13 protein-coding genes are annotated in these 16,027 nt (G+C 76.2%); 6 read left to right on the top strand and 7 right to left on the bottom strand.

Annotated features, from left to right (window positions below; genetic code table 11):
* Window positions 1–212: 212 nt before the first annotated feature.
* Window positions 213–896: an NlpC/P60 family protein gene (locus ADEH_RS03770; protein ID WP_011419793.1), complete on the top strand. Its 684-nt coding sequence runs from the start codon at window positions 213–215 to the stop codon at window positions 894–896.
* A 62-nt stretch (window positions 897–958) separates the two neighbouring features.
* Here the strand turns inward: ADEH_RS03770 and ADEH_RS03765 are convergent, their stop codons facing one another.
* From ADEH_RS03765 to ADEH_RS03750, 4 genes are all read right to left on the bottom strand, one after another.
* On the bottom strand, window positions 959–1,876 hold the full coding sequence (locus ADEH_RS03765) for a M23 family metallopeptidase (protein WP_011419792.1): 918 nt from the start codon (window positions 1,874–1,876) through the stop codon (window positions 959–961).
* 193 nt (window positions 1,877–2,069) lie between these two features.
* Window positions 2,070–2,912, bottom strand: coding sequence for a Stp1/IreP family PP2C-type Ser/Thr phosphatase (locus tag ADEH_RS03760; protein ID WP_041453305.1), 843 nt, complete (start codon window positions 2,910–2,912; stop codon window positions 2,070–2,072).
* Window positions 2,913–3,009: 97 nt separating this feature from the next.
* The gene (recN, locus tag ADEH_RS03755) at window positions 3,010–4,830 is read right to left on the bottom strand and encodes a DNA repair protein RecN (protein WP_011419790.1); all 1,821 of its coding nucleotides are present in this window, start codon (window positions 4,828–4,830) and stop codon (window positions 3,010–3,012) included.
* A 61-nt stretch (window positions 4,831–4,891) separates the two neighbouring features.
* Window positions 4,892–5,731 (bottom strand): NAD(+)/NADH kinase, encoded by an 840-nt coding sequence (locus ADEH_RS03750; RefSeq protein WP_232287419.1) that lies wholly within the window; start codon window positions 5,729–5,731, stop codon window positions 4,892–4,894.
* Between the two features lie 24 nt (window positions 5,732–5,755).
* On the opposite strand from ADEH_RS03750, the gene ADEH_RS03745 reads away from it, so the two are divergent.
* Together ADEH_RS03745 and ADEH_RS03740 are read left to right on the top strand one after the other, a co-directional pair.
* Window positions 5,756–7,069 carry a replication-associated recombination protein A gene (locus ADEH_RS03745; RefSeq protein ID WP_011419788.1) on the top strand — a complete coding sequence of 438 codons (1,314 nt, stop codon included), beginning with the start codon at window positions 5,756–5,758 and terminating at the stop codon, window positions 7,067–7,069.
* 34 nt (window positions 7,070–7,103) lie between these two features.
* Window positions 7,104–7,745, top strand: coding sequence for a YqiA/YcfP family alpha/beta fold hydrolase (locus ADEH_RS03740; protein ID WP_011419787.1), 642 nt, complete (start codon window positions 7,104–7,106; stop codon window positions 7,743–7,745).
* Window positions 7,746–7,783: 38 nt separating this feature from the next.
* Here the strand turns inward: ADEH_RS03740 and ADEH_RS03735 are convergent, their stop codons facing one another.
* Window positions 7,784–8,425 carry a hypothetical protein gene (locus ADEH_RS03735; RefSeq protein ID WP_011419786.1) on the bottom strand — a complete coding sequence of 214 codons (642 nt, stop codon included), beginning with the start codon at window positions 8,423–8,425 and terminating at the stop codon, window positions 7,784–7,786.
* A gap of 72 nt (window positions 8,426–8,497) precedes the next feature.
* Between ADEH_RS03735 and priA the strand changes: the two genes are divergently transcribed.
* The 3 genes from priA (at window position 8,498) to def (ending at window position 14,209) form a co-directional block, all read left to right on the top strand.
* Window positions 8,498–10,708, top strand: coding sequence for a replication restart helicase PriA (gene priA, locus ADEH_RS03730; protein ID WP_011419785.1), 2,211 nt, complete (start codon window positions 8,498–8,500; stop codon window positions 10,706–10,708).
* Window positions 10,709–10,782: 74 nt separating this feature from the next.
* Complete coding sequence (locus ADEH_RS03725; RefSeq protein WP_157061336.1) at window positions 10,783–13,557, top strand: DUF4388 domain-containing protein; 2,775 nt, start codon at window positions 10,783–10,785, stop codon at window positions 13,555–13,557.
* Between the two features lie 94 nt (window positions 13,558–13,651).
* Window positions 13,652–14,209, top strand: coding sequence for a peptide deformylase (gene def / locus ADEH_RS03720; protein WP_011419783.1), 558 nt, complete (start codon window positions 13,652–13,654; stop codon window positions 14,207–14,209).
* Between the two features lie 81 nt (window positions 14,210–14,290).
* On the opposite strand, the gene ADEH_RS03715 is transcribed toward def, so the two are convergent.
* Both ADEH_RS03715 and ADEH_RS22535 read right to left on the bottom strand, forming a co-directional pair.
* Window positions 14,291–14,935 carry an acetate uptake transporter gene (locus tag ADEH_RS03715; protein ID WP_011419782.1) on the bottom strand — a complete coding sequence of 215 codons (645 nt, stop codon included), beginning with the start codon at window positions 14,933–14,935 and terminating at the stop codon, window positions 14,291–14,293.
* A 329-nt stretch (window positions 14,936–15,264) separates the two neighbouring features.
* Window positions 15,265–16,026 carry a ribonuclease HI family protein gene (locus ADEH_RS22535; protein ID WP_049760067.1) on the bottom strand — a complete coding sequence of 254 codons (762 nt, stop codon included), beginning with the start codon at window positions 16,024–16,026 and terminating at the stop codon, window positions 15,265–15,267.
* Between the last annotated feature and the right edge of the window lies 1 nt (window position 16,027).

The following is a 16,027-nucleotide window of genomic DNA, read 5'->3' as shown; positions in this document are numbered from 1 at the left end:
CACCTGTCCCCCTGACGAAACAGGCGCCCGCTCCGACGCGTTCCGTCGAGCGGGCGCCTCTTCCCTGGCGCGAGGTCACGCCGGACCCGGGCTCCAGGGGCCGCCGAGGCTACCTGCTTAGGTAACGCCGCGCCAGACGAAATCAAATGGGAGGCCCCACGCATGGTTGGCCGTCGTTTTGACAGCCGGAGGGGGCCCTCTACAGTGGCAGCGTGGCCCGCCTCGCTCCGCTCGCGCTCGCGGCGCTCGCGCTCGCCGCGTGCGCCGGCCCGGCCCGGCTCGGCCGGCCGGAGACCTCCGGCGGCGAGGGCGAGCTCGGCGAGCGCCTGGCCGCGCGGGCGGCGTCGCTCGCCGGCGAGCGCGGCGCGTTCCGGGCGGGCGGGGAGCGCTTCAACCCGGACTGCTCCGGGTTCGTGCAGGCCGTCTACCAGGCCGAGGGGATCCCGCTGCGCCGGCTCATGGCGCTCGCCTCGCCGCGCGAGACCTCCGGGGCCGCGGCCGCGTACCGGGCCGTCCGCGCGTACGGGATCGCCTTCGGCGGCGGCGGCCAGTGGCCGGTGCCCGGCGACCTCGTCTTCTTCCACGACACCTACGATCGCGATCGCGACGGCCGCGCCGACGACCGGTTCACGCACGTCGGCGTGGTGGAGCGCGTGCGCGGCGGCACGGTGGTGTTCCTCCACCGCGGCGGGCGCGCGGTGGTGCGGGCCGCGCTCACCCCGGGCCGGCCGGACGTCGCGCTCGCGCCCGACGGCACGCGCCTCAACAGCCCGATCCGCGATCGGCGTCCGCCGCTGCGCGACGGCGCGACGCTGACCGGGCAGCTCTTCGCCGGGTACGGGCGCATCGACCCGGCGCGCGTGCCGCGGGAGATCGCGCACGGCGCGGCGCGCTGATCCCGGGGCGCCGGCCCGCTCGTGGTTCGACGGGCTCACCACGAGCGGACTCCGGGCCAGGATCACTCGAGGATGAACTTCCTCGGGTTCTCCGGGATGCCGTTCACGCGCACCTCGTAGTGCAGGTGCGGGCCGGTCGAGCGGCCGGTGTTGCCGACGGCGGCCACCTTGTCGCCGCGCTTCACGCGGTCGCCCAGGCGGACGAAGATCTCGGAGAGGTGGGCGTAGCGGGTCTTCACGCCGTAGCCGTGATCGAGGACCAGCACCTTGCCGTACGCGCCCTCGGTCCCGGAGAACACCACCGTCCCGTCCGACGGCGTGTAGATGGGCTGGCCGTGCGGGGTGGCGATGTCGAGGCCCTGGTGCATCTTCCGCTCGGCCGTGTACGGGTCGATGCGGGTGCCGAAGTCGGAGGTCACCCAGCCGCGCGCCGGCCAGATCGACGGCGTGGAGGCGAGCAGCGAGCGCTGGTCGTCGAAGTACTCCTGCAGCTCGCGCAGGCTCTGCTCCTGGCGCGAGGCCTCGGTCTCGAGCGAGCCCAGCTTCCCGGGCAGCGCGGCGATGCTCGCCTCGGCGGCGGGGGCGGGGCCCGGGATCGAAGGCTCGCCCTCGGCGCTGCCCACCGGGCCGATGGCGAGGTTCCGCTCGGGGTCCTGGAGCTGCGTCACCGCGGTGCGGAGCTTCGCGTCGAACCGCTCGACCCGGTCGAGCGTGGCCGAGATGTGGGCGACCTTCTCCTGGACCAGGAGGATCTGCGAGCGGAGCTGGGCGTTCTCCTCCTTGAGGACGGCGTTCTCGGAGGATGACCCGATGAGGGACAGGTAGTGCCCGAGAGCGAGCAGCCCGACCAGCGCGACGGCGCCGCCGCCGTAGGCCGCCTTCTTCAGCCACTTCTGGGGGACGCGGAACTTGCGGATCGCCTGCGAGTGGTCGGAGACCACGATGACCGTGAACACCTGGGTCTTGGGCGGTACCGCCATCCGATCCACGCTCCGTTGGTCCCCAGGCATGCGCCCGAGAAGCTAGCGACGCGACGCCGCAGGATGAACGCCAGTCCCGGAGGTACGGGACCCGAGGGCAGAGCGGTAACAGAGCCCGAAGTTGCCTGTCAAGAAAGGGTTTTGCCCACCTTGCCCCCGCCCGGCCCGCACTCCGCGAGCGGGCGGGCAGGCGTCAGCCGACCATGACCGGCGCGAGGCCGGCCCGGATCACGATCACGGTGATGTTGTCGTCGCCGCCTCGATCGTTCGCGAGCGCGACCAGGCGCGCCGGCGCCTCGTCGATGGGGCATTCGTCCACGATCTGGAGGATCTCGTCGTCGTCCACCAGGTTGGAGAGGCCGTCGCAGCAGATCACCAGCGCGTCGCCGCCCTCGAGCTCGATGCCCATGAGATCGACCTGGACCTGCGCCTCGAACCCCACCGAACGGGTGATGATGTTCTTGAACCGGCTGTGCTTCGCCTCGTCGGCGCTGATGGTGCCGGCCTTGAGCTGCTCGTTGACGAGCGAGTGGTCCTCGGAGACCTGGTAGATGCGCCCCTCGCGCAGCAGGTAGCAGCGGCTGTCGCCCACGTGCGCGACGAACGCCACCCGGCCGTCGATGAGCGCCGCGGTGACGGTGGTGCCCATCCCCGCGAGCCCGGGATCGCCCTGGGCCGTCTGGAAGATCCGCGCGCAGGCCGCCTCGACCGCCTCGCGCAGCAGGTCCGGGAGCCGGCTGTCCTCGACCCCGTTCGCCCCCTCGAACACCTCCGGCGAGCCGTCGCGCGCGGCGCGGACGGACTCCTGGATGGTCTCGACCGCGAGGCGCGACGCCGTGCCGCCGCCCGCGTGGCCGCCCATGCCGTCGGCGACCACGTAGAGCCCCAGCGCAGGATCGACCAGGAACGCGTCCTCGTTGTGATCGCGCCGCCGGCCGACGTCCGTGACGCCGTGGGCAGCGATCGTCAGGACAGGCGTGGCCGCCACGCGCGGAGCGTACCTTTCCGCAGACTGGGGGGTCAACGCGGATGCCATCGTCTCGCCGAACGCCGCCCCCTGCGTTCGTGACCCCTCGACGGCCGGCTGCGACCACGCAGCGTCCCAGGATTCCCCGTTCGGCCACCGCCGCGGCTCAGCCGGCCCGCGCCACCCGGCGCGCCGCGGCCCGGGCGGGCACGGCGCGCCGCCCGCGCTCGGACGCCGCCGCCGGGGCAGCGGGCTGGCGTGCGGCCGCCATGAGGGCGGCCGCGTGCTCGAGCGCCGAGGCGGTCACGGTCACGCCGGCCATCATGCGGGCGACCTCCTGCCGGCGCTCCGCGTCCTCGCCGAGCAGCTCGACCCCCGTGTGCGTCCGCCCTCCGGCGACACGCTTCTCGACGCGGTGGTGCCGATCGGCGAACGCGGCCACCTGCGGCAGGTGCGTGATGCAGATGACCTGCCGCCCCTTCGAGACGTCGGAGAGCACGCGGCCCATGGCCTCGGCCACCGCGCCGCCGATGCCGGCGTCCACCTCGTCGAACACGTACGTGGCCACCGGGTCGCGGCGCGAGATGGTCCGCTTCACCGCGAGGAGCAGGCGCGACAGCTCGCCGCCGGAGGCGATCCGGCCGAGCCCGCGCGGCGGCTCGCCGGGGTTGGGGGCGATGAGGATCTCGGCGCGCTCCGCGCCGGCGGGGCCGAGCAGCTTGCCGCCGACCTCGACGCCGGCCTCCGGCGGCAGCAGCGCCACCTCGAGCCGGCAGCGCCCCATGGCGAGCCCGGCGAGCTCGCGCCGCACCGCCTCCGCGAACGCCTGGGCCGCCTCGGCCCGCGCGCGGGAGAGCGCCGCGGCGAGGCGCGCCGCCTCGCGGCCGCGCTGCTCGATCTCCGTTTGCACCACCGCGAGCCGCTCGCCGCCGCCCTGCAGCCGCGCCAGCTCCCCGCGCATCTGATCCCGGCGCGCGATGGCGCCCTCCAGCGTGCCGCCGTGCTTGCGCGCGAGCGCGCGCAGCAGCTCGTGCCGGTCCTCCACCGCCGCCAGCCGCTCGGGGTCGCCGCCCACCGTCTCGGCGTAGCGCCCCAGCTCGCGCCCGGCCTCCTCCAGCTCCACCGCCGCCGAGCGCAGCAGCCCGAGCGGCGCCTCCAGGCGGCGGTCGAGCAGCGACGCCTCGGCGAGCGCGCGCGCCGCCTGCCCCACCCGCTCCGAGGCGCTCCCCTCCTCGCCGTACGCCAGCGCCTCGGCGGCCCGCGCCGCCTCGCGCAGCTTCTCGGCCGAGGCGAGCACGCGCCGCTCGTCCTCCAGCGCCTCCAGCTCGCCCGGCCTGGGATCGGCCGACTCCAGCTCGCGGAGCTGGAACGCGAGGTAGTCCGCCCGCCGCGCCCGCTCGCCCTCGTCCGCGGCGAGCGCTTCCCGCTCGCGGACGAGGGCGGCGAGCGCCGCGTGCGCGGCGCGGTACCGGAGGAGGGTCGGTTCCGCGCCGCCTTCGGAGATCGCGTCCAGGCCGGCGAACGCGTCGAGCAGCTCGAGGTGCACCGAGGGATCGAGCAGCGACACGTGCTCGTGCTGGCCGGAGATGTCCACCACGCCCCGCAGCGCCGTCTCCAGCATCGAGACGGTGCACAGGGCGCCGTTCACGAAGGCGCGCCCGCGGCCGCCGCGCGCGGCCACGCGCCGCACCAGCAGCTCGCAGCTCGCCGCGCCCGGCTCGGGCCGGACCGGGAGCCCGGCCGCGTCGAGGCGGCCGAACACCGGGTGCGCGGCGGGGAGGTCGAACAGCGCCTCGACGACCGCCTCGTCCGCGCCCTCGCGCAGCACGTCCGCGGTCATGCGGCCGCCCAGCACGAGGTGGAGCGCGTTCACCAGGATCGACTTGCCGGCCCCGGTCTCGCCGGTGAGGACGTTCAGCCCGGGGCCGAACCGGACCTCCACCGCGTCGACGACGGCGAGGCCGGAGATGCGCAGCGTCGTGAGCATGCGGCCATGATCCACGGCCCCCTGACACTGCGCAAATTTTCAGTGGTCGTCCCGTTCAGGGTCAGCGCTCGCCCCAGCGCAGCTTCGCCCGCAGGATCCCGAAGAAGTCGAGCGACTTGTTCCGCACCAGCAGCACGCGGTTGTAGGACTGCTTCACCTGCACGCGGTCGCCGCGCTCGAGCTTCAGCCCGCTCTGCCCGTCCAGCGTCAGGTACACCTCGCTGTCGTTCACGAGCAGGATCTCGATCTTCTCGTCGTCCGGCACCACCAGCGGCCGCTGCGTGAGCATGTGCGGGCAGATCGGCGCGATGATCACGCCGCGCATGGTGGGGTACATGATGGGCCCGTTCGCCGCGAGCGCGTAGGCGGTGGAGCCGGTGGGCGTCGCGACGATGATGCCGTCCGCCTTGTAGGTCGTGACGTACTCGCCGGAGCAGCGGGTGTCGAGCTCGACCATGCGCGACAGCGCGCCCTTCGCGATCACCACGTCGTTCAGCACCTCGGCGTCGAGCGCGCGCTCGGAGCTGCCGCCGCGGTGCAGGTGGACGCGCAGCTTCATGCGCTCGGACAGCGCGGCGCGGCCGGCCAGCACGTCCTCGAGCGCCGCGTACATGCCGCTCTGCGGGACCTCGGTCATGAAGCCGAGGCTCCCCATGTTCACGCCGAGGATGGGCACCGGGCGGCCGTCGAGCAGGCCGGCGGCGTGGATGAGCGTGCCGTCGCCGCCGAGCACCACCACGAGGTCGGCGGAGCGCGCCACCTCCTGCTCGTCGCGGAGCACCTCGACGCCCTTCCCCTCGAGGAACTGCCCCACGTACACCGCCGTCTCCGACGCCTCGGCGCTCGAGACCTTGTGCACGATCCCCACGCGCTTCGGCACGGGACACGGATGGCCGTCCATGCGGAGCATTATATAAGCGGTTTCATGGACCTCTTCGATCGCGCCGTGGCGGACGACCCGAGCGGCAAGCCGCTCGCCGAGCGGATGCGCCCCCGCCGCCTGGAGGATTTCGCCGGCCAGGAGCACGTCCTGGGCCCCGGCACCGCGCTGCGTCGCTCCATCGAGGCGGACCAGGTGCCGTCGCTCATCCTGTGGGGCCCGCCGGGCACCGGGAAGACCACGCTGGCGCGGATCGTGGCGCAGCGCACCGGCGCGGACTTCGTGCCGTTCAGCGCGGTGCTGGGCGGGGTGAAGGAGATCCGCGAGATCGTGGCGGCGGCGCGCGACCGGCGCCGCATGCACCGCAAGCGCACCATCCTGTTCGTGGACGAGATCCACCGCTTCACCCGCGCGCAGCAGGACGCGTTCCTGCCGCACGTGGAGGACGGGACCATCACGCTCATCGGCGCCACCACCGAGAACCCGTCGTTCGAGGTGAACGCGGCGCTCCTGTCGCGCTGCCGGGTGGCGACGCTGCGGGCGCTCACCGAGGACGAGGTGGCGGCGCTGCTCGACCGCGCCACGGCGGCGCCGGAGGGGCTGGCGGGCGCCGTCGCGCTCGCGCCGGAGGCGCGCGACACCATCGCCCGCCTGAGCTACGGCGACGCGCGCAAGGCGCTGAACGCGCTGGAGGTGTCGGCCGCGGCGGTGCGGCTCGCCGGCCGGCCGGCGGTGGAGAAGGCGGACGCGGAGGAGGCGCTGCAGGCGCGCACCGTCAACTACGACAAGCAGGGCGAGGAGCACTACAACGTCGTCTCCGCGTTCATCAAGTCGCTGCGCGGCTCGGACCCGGACGCCGCCGTCTACTACATGGTGCGGATGCTGGAGGCCGGCGAGGACCCGCGGTTCGTGCTCCGGCGCATGGTGATCTTCGCGTCCGAGGACGTGGGGAACGCGGACCCGCAGGCGCTCCAGGTGGCGGTGGCGGCGCTGCAGGCGGTCGAGCTGGTGGGGCTGCCCGAGGGCGTGCTGCCGATGAGCCAGGCCGCCATCTACCTCGCGCTCGCGCCCAAGTCGAACGCCGCCATCGCCGCGTACGGCAACGCGCGGCGGCTGGTGCGCGAGCGCGGGCCGCTGCCGGTGCCGCTCAAGCTCCGCAACGCGCCCACCAAGCTGATGGAGGGCCTCGGGTACGGCGGCGGGTACCGCTACCCGCACAACTTCGAGGGGCACTACGTGGCCGAGGAGTACCTGCCGGACGCGCTCCGCGGCGAGCAGGTGGTGCAGCTCTCCGAGAGCGGCCTGGAGAAGGTGCTGGGCGAGCGGCTCCGGGCGCTGCGCGAGAAGGCCGGGAAGTAGGGCGGCGCCGGCCTTCCTCGGCTAGGCTGCCGCGATGCTCCTCTACCTGCACGGCTTCGCCTCGGGCCCGTCGTCCACGAAGGCGACCACGCTCGCCGCCCGCTTCGCCGGGATCGGCGTCCCGGTGGACGTGCCGGATCTCACGCCGGGCGAGGACGGCTTCGAGCGCTCCTCGCCGTCCTCCATGCTGGCGGTGGCGGAGCGGCGGCTCGCGGAGGCGGCGCCGCCGCACGCGGTCATCGGCAGCTCGCTGGGCGGCTACCTCGCGGCGGTGGCGGCCTCGCGCGATCCGTCCATCGAGCGGCTGGTGCTGATGGCCCCGGCGTTCCGGCTGTTCGAGCGCTGGTCGCGCCGGCTCGGGCCGGCCGAGCTCGAGGGCTGGCGCGCGCGGGGGCTGGAGGTGGACCACTTCGCCTCCGGCCGGAAGCGGCGCCTCGGGTGGCAGTTCTTCGAGGACGCGCAGGGCTGGCCGGCGTTCCCCGAGGTGCGGGTGCCCACGCTCTGCATCGCCGGCCGCCGCGACGAGACCATCCCGCTCGAGGACGTGGCCGCGTTCGTCGCGCGCACCCCGGGCGCGCGCCTCGTCGAGGTGGACGACGGGCACGAGCTGACGAGCTCGCTCGACCTCATCTTCGAGGAGGCGCGGGCGTTCCTGCGGCCGGTGACCGGGCGGTAGCGGCGCGCCGGGATCGGAGCGGCGCGCCGGCCGCCGGCCTACTTCGCCTTATGCGCGTGCACGCGCGCGAAGCGGGCCTCGTCGGTCGCATGGCACTTCCGGCAGGACGCGAGATCCGGGAGCACGAGCCCGGCCGCCACCGCCTTGGCGCGGTCGCGCATCACGCTCGCGGTCCAGTAGTCGCCGCCGTTGCCGTGGCAGCCCTCGCAGTCGAGCCCCTTGGCCGCGTGCGGCGAGGCGGACCACGACTCGAACTGCACGCGGTGGCACATCTTGCACTTCTGCGGCCCGACCTTGGCGTGCGCGGCCGCCGCGGGGGCGGGCGCGGGGGCGGGCGCGGCCTGCACCGGCTCGGCGGGCTTGGCCGGCGCGGGGGCGGGCGCGGGCTTCGCGGTCTCGGCCGGCTTGGCGGTCTCGGCCGGGCGCGGGGCGGGCCGGGGCGCCGGCGCCGCGGTGGGCGGCTCGGCGGGGCGCGGCGCGGGGGCGGGCTGCGCCTGCGGCGCCGCCTGCTCGGCCGGGGCCGGCGCCGGCGGGGTCACCTCGGGCGCCGGGCGGGCCGGGGCCTCGGCGCCGGGCGCGCTCGGGTACGCGGGCGCGGGCGGCTCCTTCTTCTCCGAGCAGGCGATGACGGTGAGGACGCCCATCACCGCGACGGCGATGCGCAGATCGATGCGGGCCATGTGTTCCTCCGTGAGCGCGGGAGTGTAGCCGATGAACGGCGGCGAGGGGGGCCCGGCTGCTAGACTCCGCGCGTGCTCGTCGAGGTCGCCGTCGCCGCCGCGGTCCGCGGCACCTTCACCTACCGCGTGCCCTCCTCGCTCGCGTCCGAGGTGGCGCTGGGCCAGCGCGTGGCGGTGCCGTTCGGGAGGAGCCGGCGTGCGACGGGCTACGTGGTCGGCTTCCCGGCCGCGCCGCCGGAGGGCTTCGAGCTGCGCGACGTGGTCGAGGTGCTCGACCCGTTCCCGCCGTTCACGCCCAAGCTGGTGGAGCTGCTGCGCTGGGCCGAGGAGTACTACCTCGTGCCGCCCGGCGAGCTGCTGCGGGCCGCGCTGCCGCCCGGCCTGAACGCGCGTCGCGGGGCGCCGGCCCCGGCCCGGCGCGGGGTGGAGTACGCCGCCCCCGCGCCCGACGCGGCCGCGTCGCTCGGCGCCCTGGGCCGGGCCGCCGCGCAGCGCGCCGTCCTCGAGTACCTGCTCGCGCGCGGCCGCATCCCGGTGGAGGAGCTGCGCGCCGCGTTCCCCCGCGGCCGCCCCGCCCTCTCCGCGCTCGCGAAGCGCGGGCTGGTGACGCTCGAGACCGAGACGCCCGTCGCGACCGCGGGCGTGCTCCCGGCGAGCGCGGCCGCGCCCGCGGCGCTCACCCCGGCGCAGGCCGCGGCGCTGGCGGAGATCGACGCGGCCGCCGGGACGTTCCAGGCGTTCCTGCTCCACGGCGTCACCGGCTCGGGCAAGACCGAGGTGTACCTGCAGGCCATCGCCCGGGCGCGCGCCGCGGGCCGCGGCGCGCTGGTGCTGGTCCCCGAGATCGCGCTCACCCCGCAGCTCTCCGGCCGGTTCCGCGCGCGCTTCGGCGACGACGTGGCGCTGCTGCACTCCGGGCTGTCGGACGCCGAGCGCCACGCCGAGTGGCTCCGCCTGCGCCGCGGCGAGGCGCGGATCTGCGTGGGCGTCCGGAGCGCCATCTTCGCGCCGGTGCAGGACCTGGCGGTGCTGGTGGTGGACGAGGAGCACGACGGCAGCTTCAAGCAGGAGGACGGCCCGCCGTACCACGCGCGCGATCTCGCGGTGGTGCGCGCCAAGCGCGAGGACGCGGTGCTGATCCTGGGCTCGGCCACCCCGTCGCTGGAGACGCTCGAGAACGCGCGGCGCGGCCGCTACCGCAAGCTCGACCTCCCCGCCCGCGTGGACGACCGGCCCATGCCCGAGGTGGAGCTGGTGGACCTGTCGAAGCTGCGGCGCGCCGGCGTGTCCGGGCTGCCCGGCCTGCTCTCGCCGCGGCTCGCCGCCGCGCTCGAGGACACCCTCGCCGCCGGCCAGCAGGCCATCCTGTTCCTCAACCGCCGCGGCTACGAGACGCTGGTGGTGTGCGAGGTGTGCGGCGCCGAGGCCGGCTGCCCGGACTGCTCGGTGTCGCTCACCCACCACGCGCGCCGCGGCGTGCTCATGTGCCACTACTGCGGACGGACCGAGCCCATGAGCGGGCGCTGCGCGGCGTGCGGCGGGGTGCGCTTCGGCGTGGGCGTCGGCACCGAGCAGGTGGAGGAGGCGGTGCGCGCGCTCCTGCCGCGGGCGCGGGTGGCCCGGCTCGACCGCGACGTGGTCTCGAGCGCCGACGACACCGCGGCGGTGCTGGCGCGGTTCGCGCGCCGAGACGCCGACGTGCTGGTGGGCACGCAGATGGTGACGAAGGGGCACGACTTCCCGGGCGTCACCCTGGTCGGCGTGGTGCTCGCCGACACCGCGCTCGCGCTGCCGGACTTCCGCGCCGCCGAGCGCACCTTCCAGCTCCTCACCCAGGTGGCCGGGCGCGCCGGACGCGGGGCCGAGGCCGGGCGGGTGATCGTGCAGACGTTCAACCCGGCCACCCCGGCGGTCGCGCTCGCCGCCACCCACGACTACGCCGCGTTCGCCGAGGGTGAGCTGGAGCGGCGCCGCGCCTTCGGCTACCCGCCGTTCGGGCGGATGATGGCGGCGCGGGTCGAGGGGACCGAGGACGGCGCGCGCCGGACGGCCGAGGCGCTGGCGCGGGCGGCCCGGCCGGCCCTGGCCGGCGAGGTGGCCATGCTCGGCCCGGCGCCCGCCGCCATCGAGCGGATCCGCGGGAAGAGCCGCTGGCACCTGCTGTTCCGCGCGCCCTCGCCGCCGTCGCTGTTCCGGGTCCACGCCGCGCTGGCGCGGGTGGCGCAGCGGCCGCCCGGCGGCGCCGCGATCCGCTTCGACATGGATCCGTACTCGATGTTGTAGGTCCGGCACGCACGCACGGCGGCGGCGCGGCGGCGGCTTGGTCGCCCGGCGGGCCCGATCCATAATCCCCGCGCTTGCCCCGGATCCTCCTGGTCGACGACGACATCGCCGAGATATCGGCCGTGAAGCGCGTGCTGCTGCGCGCGGGTCACGCGCCGGCGCTCGCCACCAGCGCCGCCGACGCGCTCGCCGCGCTGGAGGGCGCCGCGCCCGACCTCGTCGTGCTCGCGGCCGCCTGCGACGGCGGCGAGGCGCTGGCGCTGGCCCGCCGCGTGGCGGAGGACCCGGCCACGGCGCACGTCCCGATGATCGTCATCGGCGACGCCGACCCGCTGCCGCGCGGCGCCCGGCGGCTGCCGCGCCCCGTGGACCCGGCCCAGCTGCAGGAGGAGGTCGCGGCCCGGCTCGGCCCCCCCACCTCGGCGCCCGCGCCGCGGCCGGGCAACACGACCCCCGCGCGCCCTGCCCGGCCCGCCTCGCCGACCGCGGCGGGCGCGGATCCCGGCGCCGCCCGGCGCGCCGCCGCCGAGGCGCTGCGGGCGCGCGCCGAGGAGCTGCGCCGGAGCGGCGGCGGACCGGCCGTCCCCGCCCCGCCGCCCCGGGCCGCGCCGGCCCCCGCCGGATCCAAGCCTTCGGCGCCCGGCGCGGCGGGCGGGCTCGACGCGCTCGCCCCGGCCGACGCGCTGGCGAGCGCGCTCGCCGCGGGCCCGGCGACCGGCGGCGATCTCGGCCTCGCCGACGAGGACGGGCTCGACGCGCTGCTGCGCCGGCTCGAGGCCGGCGACGACGGGCCCGCCGCCGAGGACGCCTCCGCGCCGGACGCGGCCGACCGCGCCGTGCAGGCGCTGGCCGAGCTGTTCGACGACGCCCCGCTGCCCGCGCCGGCGGTGCCGGCCGCCGCGCCAGCCCGCACCGCGTCGCCACCGCGTCCGGCCGCCTCGCCCGGTCCCGCCGCGGCCCGTCCCGCCGAGCCGCGCCGGCCCGCGGCCCCGCCGCGTCCCGCCTCCGCCGCCTCCGCGCCCGCCCGCGCCGCCCCCGCGCCCGCCCGCGCCGCCCCCGCGCCCGCGCGCACCCCGGCCACGGCCCCCGCGTCCTCCGGCGCGGCGCGCGCCGAGCCCGCCGCCCGGCCGCGCGCCGAGCTCCGCGCGCCACCGGACGCGGCCACGGCCACCCGCGCGGCCGAGGCCGACGCCCGGGCCCGGGCCGAGACCGAGCAGGAGGCGCTCCGCGCCCGCGGGGCGGAGGAGAAGGCGGCCGCCGAGGCCGAGGCCCGCCGCCGCGCCGAGGAGGAGCTGCAGCGCGTGCGCGCGCAGCTCGAGACCGAGCGGCGCAGCGCCGAGCAGCGCATCGCCACCGTGATGGAGCGCGCCGCCGCCGAGGAGTCCGCGGCGGAGGAGCTGCGCCGCGCCGCGGAGGAGGACGCGCGGCGCCGGGCCGAGGAGGAGGAGGAGAAGCTCCGGGCCGCCATCGCGAGCGCGCGCGCCGAGATGGAGGCGCTGCGCCGCCGCGGCGAGGAGGAGGCGCGCCGCCGCGCCGAGGCGGAGGCCGAGCTGCGCCGCCTCTCCGAGCGGTCCCCCCCGCCGGCCGCCGTGCCGCCGCGGCCGCCCGCGGGGTTCCCGTTCCCGCCGGCGCCGCCGGTGGCCCCGCCGGAGGAGCCGTTCCTGCCGAGCTTCGAGCCGCCCGCGGCCGCCGTCCCCGCGCCCGCCGACCCGGCGGAGGACGCGGCCCGCCGGCGCGTGGCCGCGCTGCGCGGCGCCGCCCCCGCGCCCCCGCCGCCCCGGCCCGCCGCCGCGCCCGCCGGCGACGGCGAGGCCCTCGCGCCGCCGCCGGCGGAGCTGCGCGCCGGCACGCTCGCCGACCTCCCCGCGCCGCGCCTCCTCGCGCTCGCCGCCCGCGCCCGGCTCGCCGGCCGGCTCGACTTCCAGGGCGAGCTGGCGCGCTCGCTCTGGTTCGAGGACGGCCGCGTGGTGGGCGCGTCCAGCGCCGATCCGGCGGAGCGCGTGGAGGAGCTGGCGCTCCGCTTCGGCCTCGTCACCCGCGACCAGCACCGGCAGGTGGCGGGCGCGGCCGCGGCGCTGCCCACCCGCCGCGCCGCGCTGCTGCTGCTCGAGCGCGGCTTCCTGAAGCCGACCGAGCTCACCGGCCTCGCCCGGCGCCGCACCGAGGAGGTGGTCTCGGGCGTGTTCGCCGACGGCGCCGCCCGCTTCCGCTGGGTGGCGCAGGCCGTCCCGGCGGACGAGCGCACCGCGCTGGAGCGCGGGCCGCTGGCGCTCGCGGTGGAGGGCGTGCGCCGCCGCTGGCGCGCCGCCGAGGTGGAGGCGCTCCTGGGCGGGCCGGGCACGCTGCTCGCGCCGGCCGAGGGCGCGCCGGACGAGGCGGAGCTCGGGCTCTCGCCCGAGGAGCGGCGGGTGGTGGCGCTCGCCGACGGGCTGCGCACGCTCGACGAGATCGTCCAGGCGAGCCCGCTCGACGGCCTCTCCACCCGGCAGGCGCTCGCGGCCCTGGTGGCGGTGGGCGCGCTCTCGGTGCGCCTGCTCCAGTCCGGCCGGCCGGTGCCGGCCTCCGACGCCATCGACCTGGCCCGAGTCCGGGAGAAGCTCGATCAGGTCCGGCGCGCCGACTACTTCACGGTCCTCGGCGTGGGCCGGCTCTGCACGCCGCACGAGGTGCGGGAGGCGGCGGACCGGCTCGCCGCCGAGCTGCACCCGGAGCGCTTCGCGGCGCTGCGCGACCCCGCCCTCACCGAGGCGCTGCAGGAGATCCAGCAGGTGGTGCTCGACGCCCGGGACGTGCTGGCGGACGACCGGCTGCGCCAGGAGTACCTGCGCGGGCTCGGCGACGCGCGCTGAGGCGGGCGGGAGAGCGCCTCCGGGGGCCCGATTCCGCGGGGATGCGCGGCGGCCCCTTCCCCGTTAGATGTGGGATCCGGTAGAAGGTGCTCGAATGGTTCGTGAAATCGTCATCTGGCCCGATCCCATCCTGAAGGAAGTCGCCCAGCCCGTGGACCGGGTGGACGACGGCATCCGCCGCCTGCTCGACGACATGGCCGAGACCATGTACGCCGCGGACGGCGTCGGCCTCGCCGCCCCCCAGATCGCGGTGAAGAAGCGCGTCATCGTGATCGACACGTCCCCCCGCCAGGAGGGGCAGACGCTCCTCCACCTGGTGAACCCGGAGATCGTCCGCGGCGAGGGCGAGCTCACCTACACCGAGGGCTGCCTGTCGATCCCCGGCGAGGCGGAGGACGTGGACCGCTTCGCGCGCGTGTGGGTGCGGGCGCTCGACCGCCAGGGCAAGCCGTTCGAGCTGGAGGCGGACGGGCTGCTCGCCGTGGCGCTGCAGCACGAGACCGACCACCTGAACGGCACCATGTTCGTGGACCACCTCTCGAGCCTGAAGCGCGAGCTCATCCGCAAGCGGATGAAGAAGCTGAAGGCCCAGCGCGCGTCCGAGACCGCGGACGAGGTGAAGGGCGCGGCCCGGCACGAGTCGGCGCTGTAGCGACCGGCGCCCCGCGCCGGAACGAGAACGGCAGGCCCCGCGCGCGGGACCTGCCGTTTCGCGTCTCGGGGGCGGCCGGGCCTACAGCTCGCCGATCGGCAGCACCTTGCGCCCGTAGACCTCGTTCAGGATCTGCGCCGCGCCCAGGTAGATGGCGCCGAGGCCGCAGAGGATGCCCTCGTAGCCGGCGATGCGGGTGATGGTGGTGTTGCCGGTCGCGTCGCCGAGGCCGAGCAGGATGAACAGCACCACCAGCGCGAAGAAGACCAGCATGATGGTGCGGTTCATCCGGAGCGTCGCGATGAAGAGCACGATCGAGAACAGGCCCCAGATGAACAGGTAGGCGGCCATGGCGTTCTTGTCCGAGGCGTCGGCGATGCCGAAGCGCGGCATGACGATGAGCGCCACCAGCGAGATCCAGAAGAAGCCGTAGGAGGTGAACGCCACCATCCCGAAGGTGTTCTTCTTCTTCCACTCCATGACGCCCGCGATGATCTGGGCCAGGCCGCCGTAGAACAGGCCCATCGCCAGGATCATGCTGCCGATGCCGATGATGCCGGCGTTGTGCAGGTTGAGCAGCACGGTGGTGAGCCCGAAGCCCATCAGCCCGAGCGGCGCCGGGTTCGCGGTGGTGTCCTTGATGACCGTCTCGGCGAGCGCCGCCGCCTGGCCGAGATCGATGCTGGGGATCTGCGGGATCGCCTTCGCCGTCTGCACGTCCTTCATTCCGTCGCCTCCGGGATCGGGTGGGTCCGGAGCCCATAGCATGTATTGCGCAATGGTTTGAACGGTGGACGCACTTTTCTGCGCAATCCGCGTGACCGGCGTCAAATGAAATGGAAGCCTTCGGTCGACGTTCCGCCGCAGCGCACCGGATGCGCGCACGGGCTGCGGATCGGCCGGGGCGCGGCGCGGCTTTCGCGCAGCCGGTGCGCCGCGGGCGCGATGGGGTGCGCGCGCGGCCGCGCCCCGCGGGCGGCGCCGCGGGGCGGGGACGTGAACGAACGGTGAAGTGGGGAGGGCGCCCGCGGGCGGCGGGCGAGGGATCGGCGGCGCTACAGCCGCTCGTCGATGGCCCGGTTCGACATCGCGTCGGCGAGCGCGTTCTCCTCGCGCGGCACGTGCCGGACCTGGATCCGGTCGAAGCCGGCGATGAGCGCCTGCGCCTCGTCGTGCAGCGGGCGGAGGTGATCCGCCTTCACGGCGTAGTCGCCGGCGAGCTGCTTCACCATGAGCTCGGAGTCGGACAGCACCTCCAGCTCCTTGATGCCCATGGCCTTCGCGCGCTTCAGCCCGAGGATGAGCCCCATGTACTCGGCGACGTTGTTGGTGGAGTCGCCCAGGAACTTGCCGATCTTCGCCACGATGTGGCCGTCGGCGTTCACGATGACCGCGCCGGCGCCGGCCGGGCCGGGGTTGCCGCGCGCCGCGCCGTCGGTGAACAGGCGGGTGCACCGGGCCGCCTCGGCGGCGGCCGCGGCGTCGGCGGCGGCGCGCTCGGCCGCCTCGCGCTCGGCGCGCTCCTTCTTGCGCCGGTCGCGCTCCGCCTTGGAGAGGTCCATCGCCTCGTCGAGCTCGGCGGCCGCGCGCTGCGCCGCCTTCTCCACGTCGGACACCTTGCGGACCTTGATGCCCTTCGACCCCGCGCCCGGGGCCGGCTCGCGCGCCTTCTCCGCCTCCTCCACGCGGTCGGCGGCGGCGGCGATGAGCCGCCCGAGCGCGTCGCGGTCGTAGCCCGGGTACCGGGCGCGCGTCCGCGGGAGCTCCTCGTTCGCGGCGATGAAGCGGAGCAGCTCCGCGAGGACGGCCTTCGCCACG

Source organism: Anaeromyxobacter dehalogenans 2CP-C (assembly GCF_000013385.1).
Lineage (GTDB): Bacteria > Myxococcota > Myxococcia > Myxococcales > Anaeromyxobacteraceae > Anaeromyxobacter > Anaeromyxobacter dehalogenans_B.
Note: the sequence above shows the minus strand (reverse complement) of the source record. Positions and strands in the feature narration are given on the sequence as shown.

What these genes read in the sequence shown, in the direction of transcription:
- ADEH_RS03750 (WP_232287419.1), bottom strand. Translation starts at nt 5,731, where the DNA reads ATGGACGGCCATCCGTGTCCCGTGCCGAAGCGCGTGGGGATCGTGCAC.
- def (WP_011419783.1), top strand. Translation starts at nt 13,652, where the DNA reads ATGGTTCGTGAAATCGTCATCTGGCCCGATCCCATCCTGAAGGAAGTC.
- ADEH_RS03715 (WP_011419782.1), bottom strand. Translation starts at nt 14,935, where the DNA reads ATGAAGGACGTGCAGACGGCGAAGGCGATCCCGCAGATCCCCAGCATC.
- ADEH_RS03760 (WP_041453305.1), bottom strand. Translation starts at nt 2,912, where the DNA reads ATGGCATCCGCGTTGACCCCCCAGTCTGCGGAAAGGTACGCTCCGCGC.
- ADEH_RS03745 (WP_011419788.1), top strand. Translation starts at nt 5,756, where the DNA reads ATGGACCTCTTCGATCGCGCCGTGGCGGACGACCCGAGCGGCAAGCCG.
- ADEH_RS03740 (WP_011419787.1), top strand. Translation starts at nt 7,104, where the DNA reads ATGCTCCTCTACCTGCACGGCTTCGCCTCGGGCCCGTCGTCCACGAAG.
- ADEH_RS03735 (WP_011419786.1), bottom strand. Translation starts at nt 8,425, where the DNA reads ATGGCCCGCATCGATCTGCGCATCGCCGTCGCGGTGATGGGCGTCCTC.
- recN (WP_011419790.1), bottom strand. Translation starts at nt 4,830, where the DNA reads ATGCTCACGACGCTGCGCATCTCCGGCCTCGCCGTCGTCGACGCGGTG.
- ADEH_RS03765 (WP_011419792.1), bottom strand. Translation starts at nt 1,876, where the DNA reads ATGGCGGTACCGCCCAAGACCCAGGTGTTCACGGTCATCGTGGTCTCC.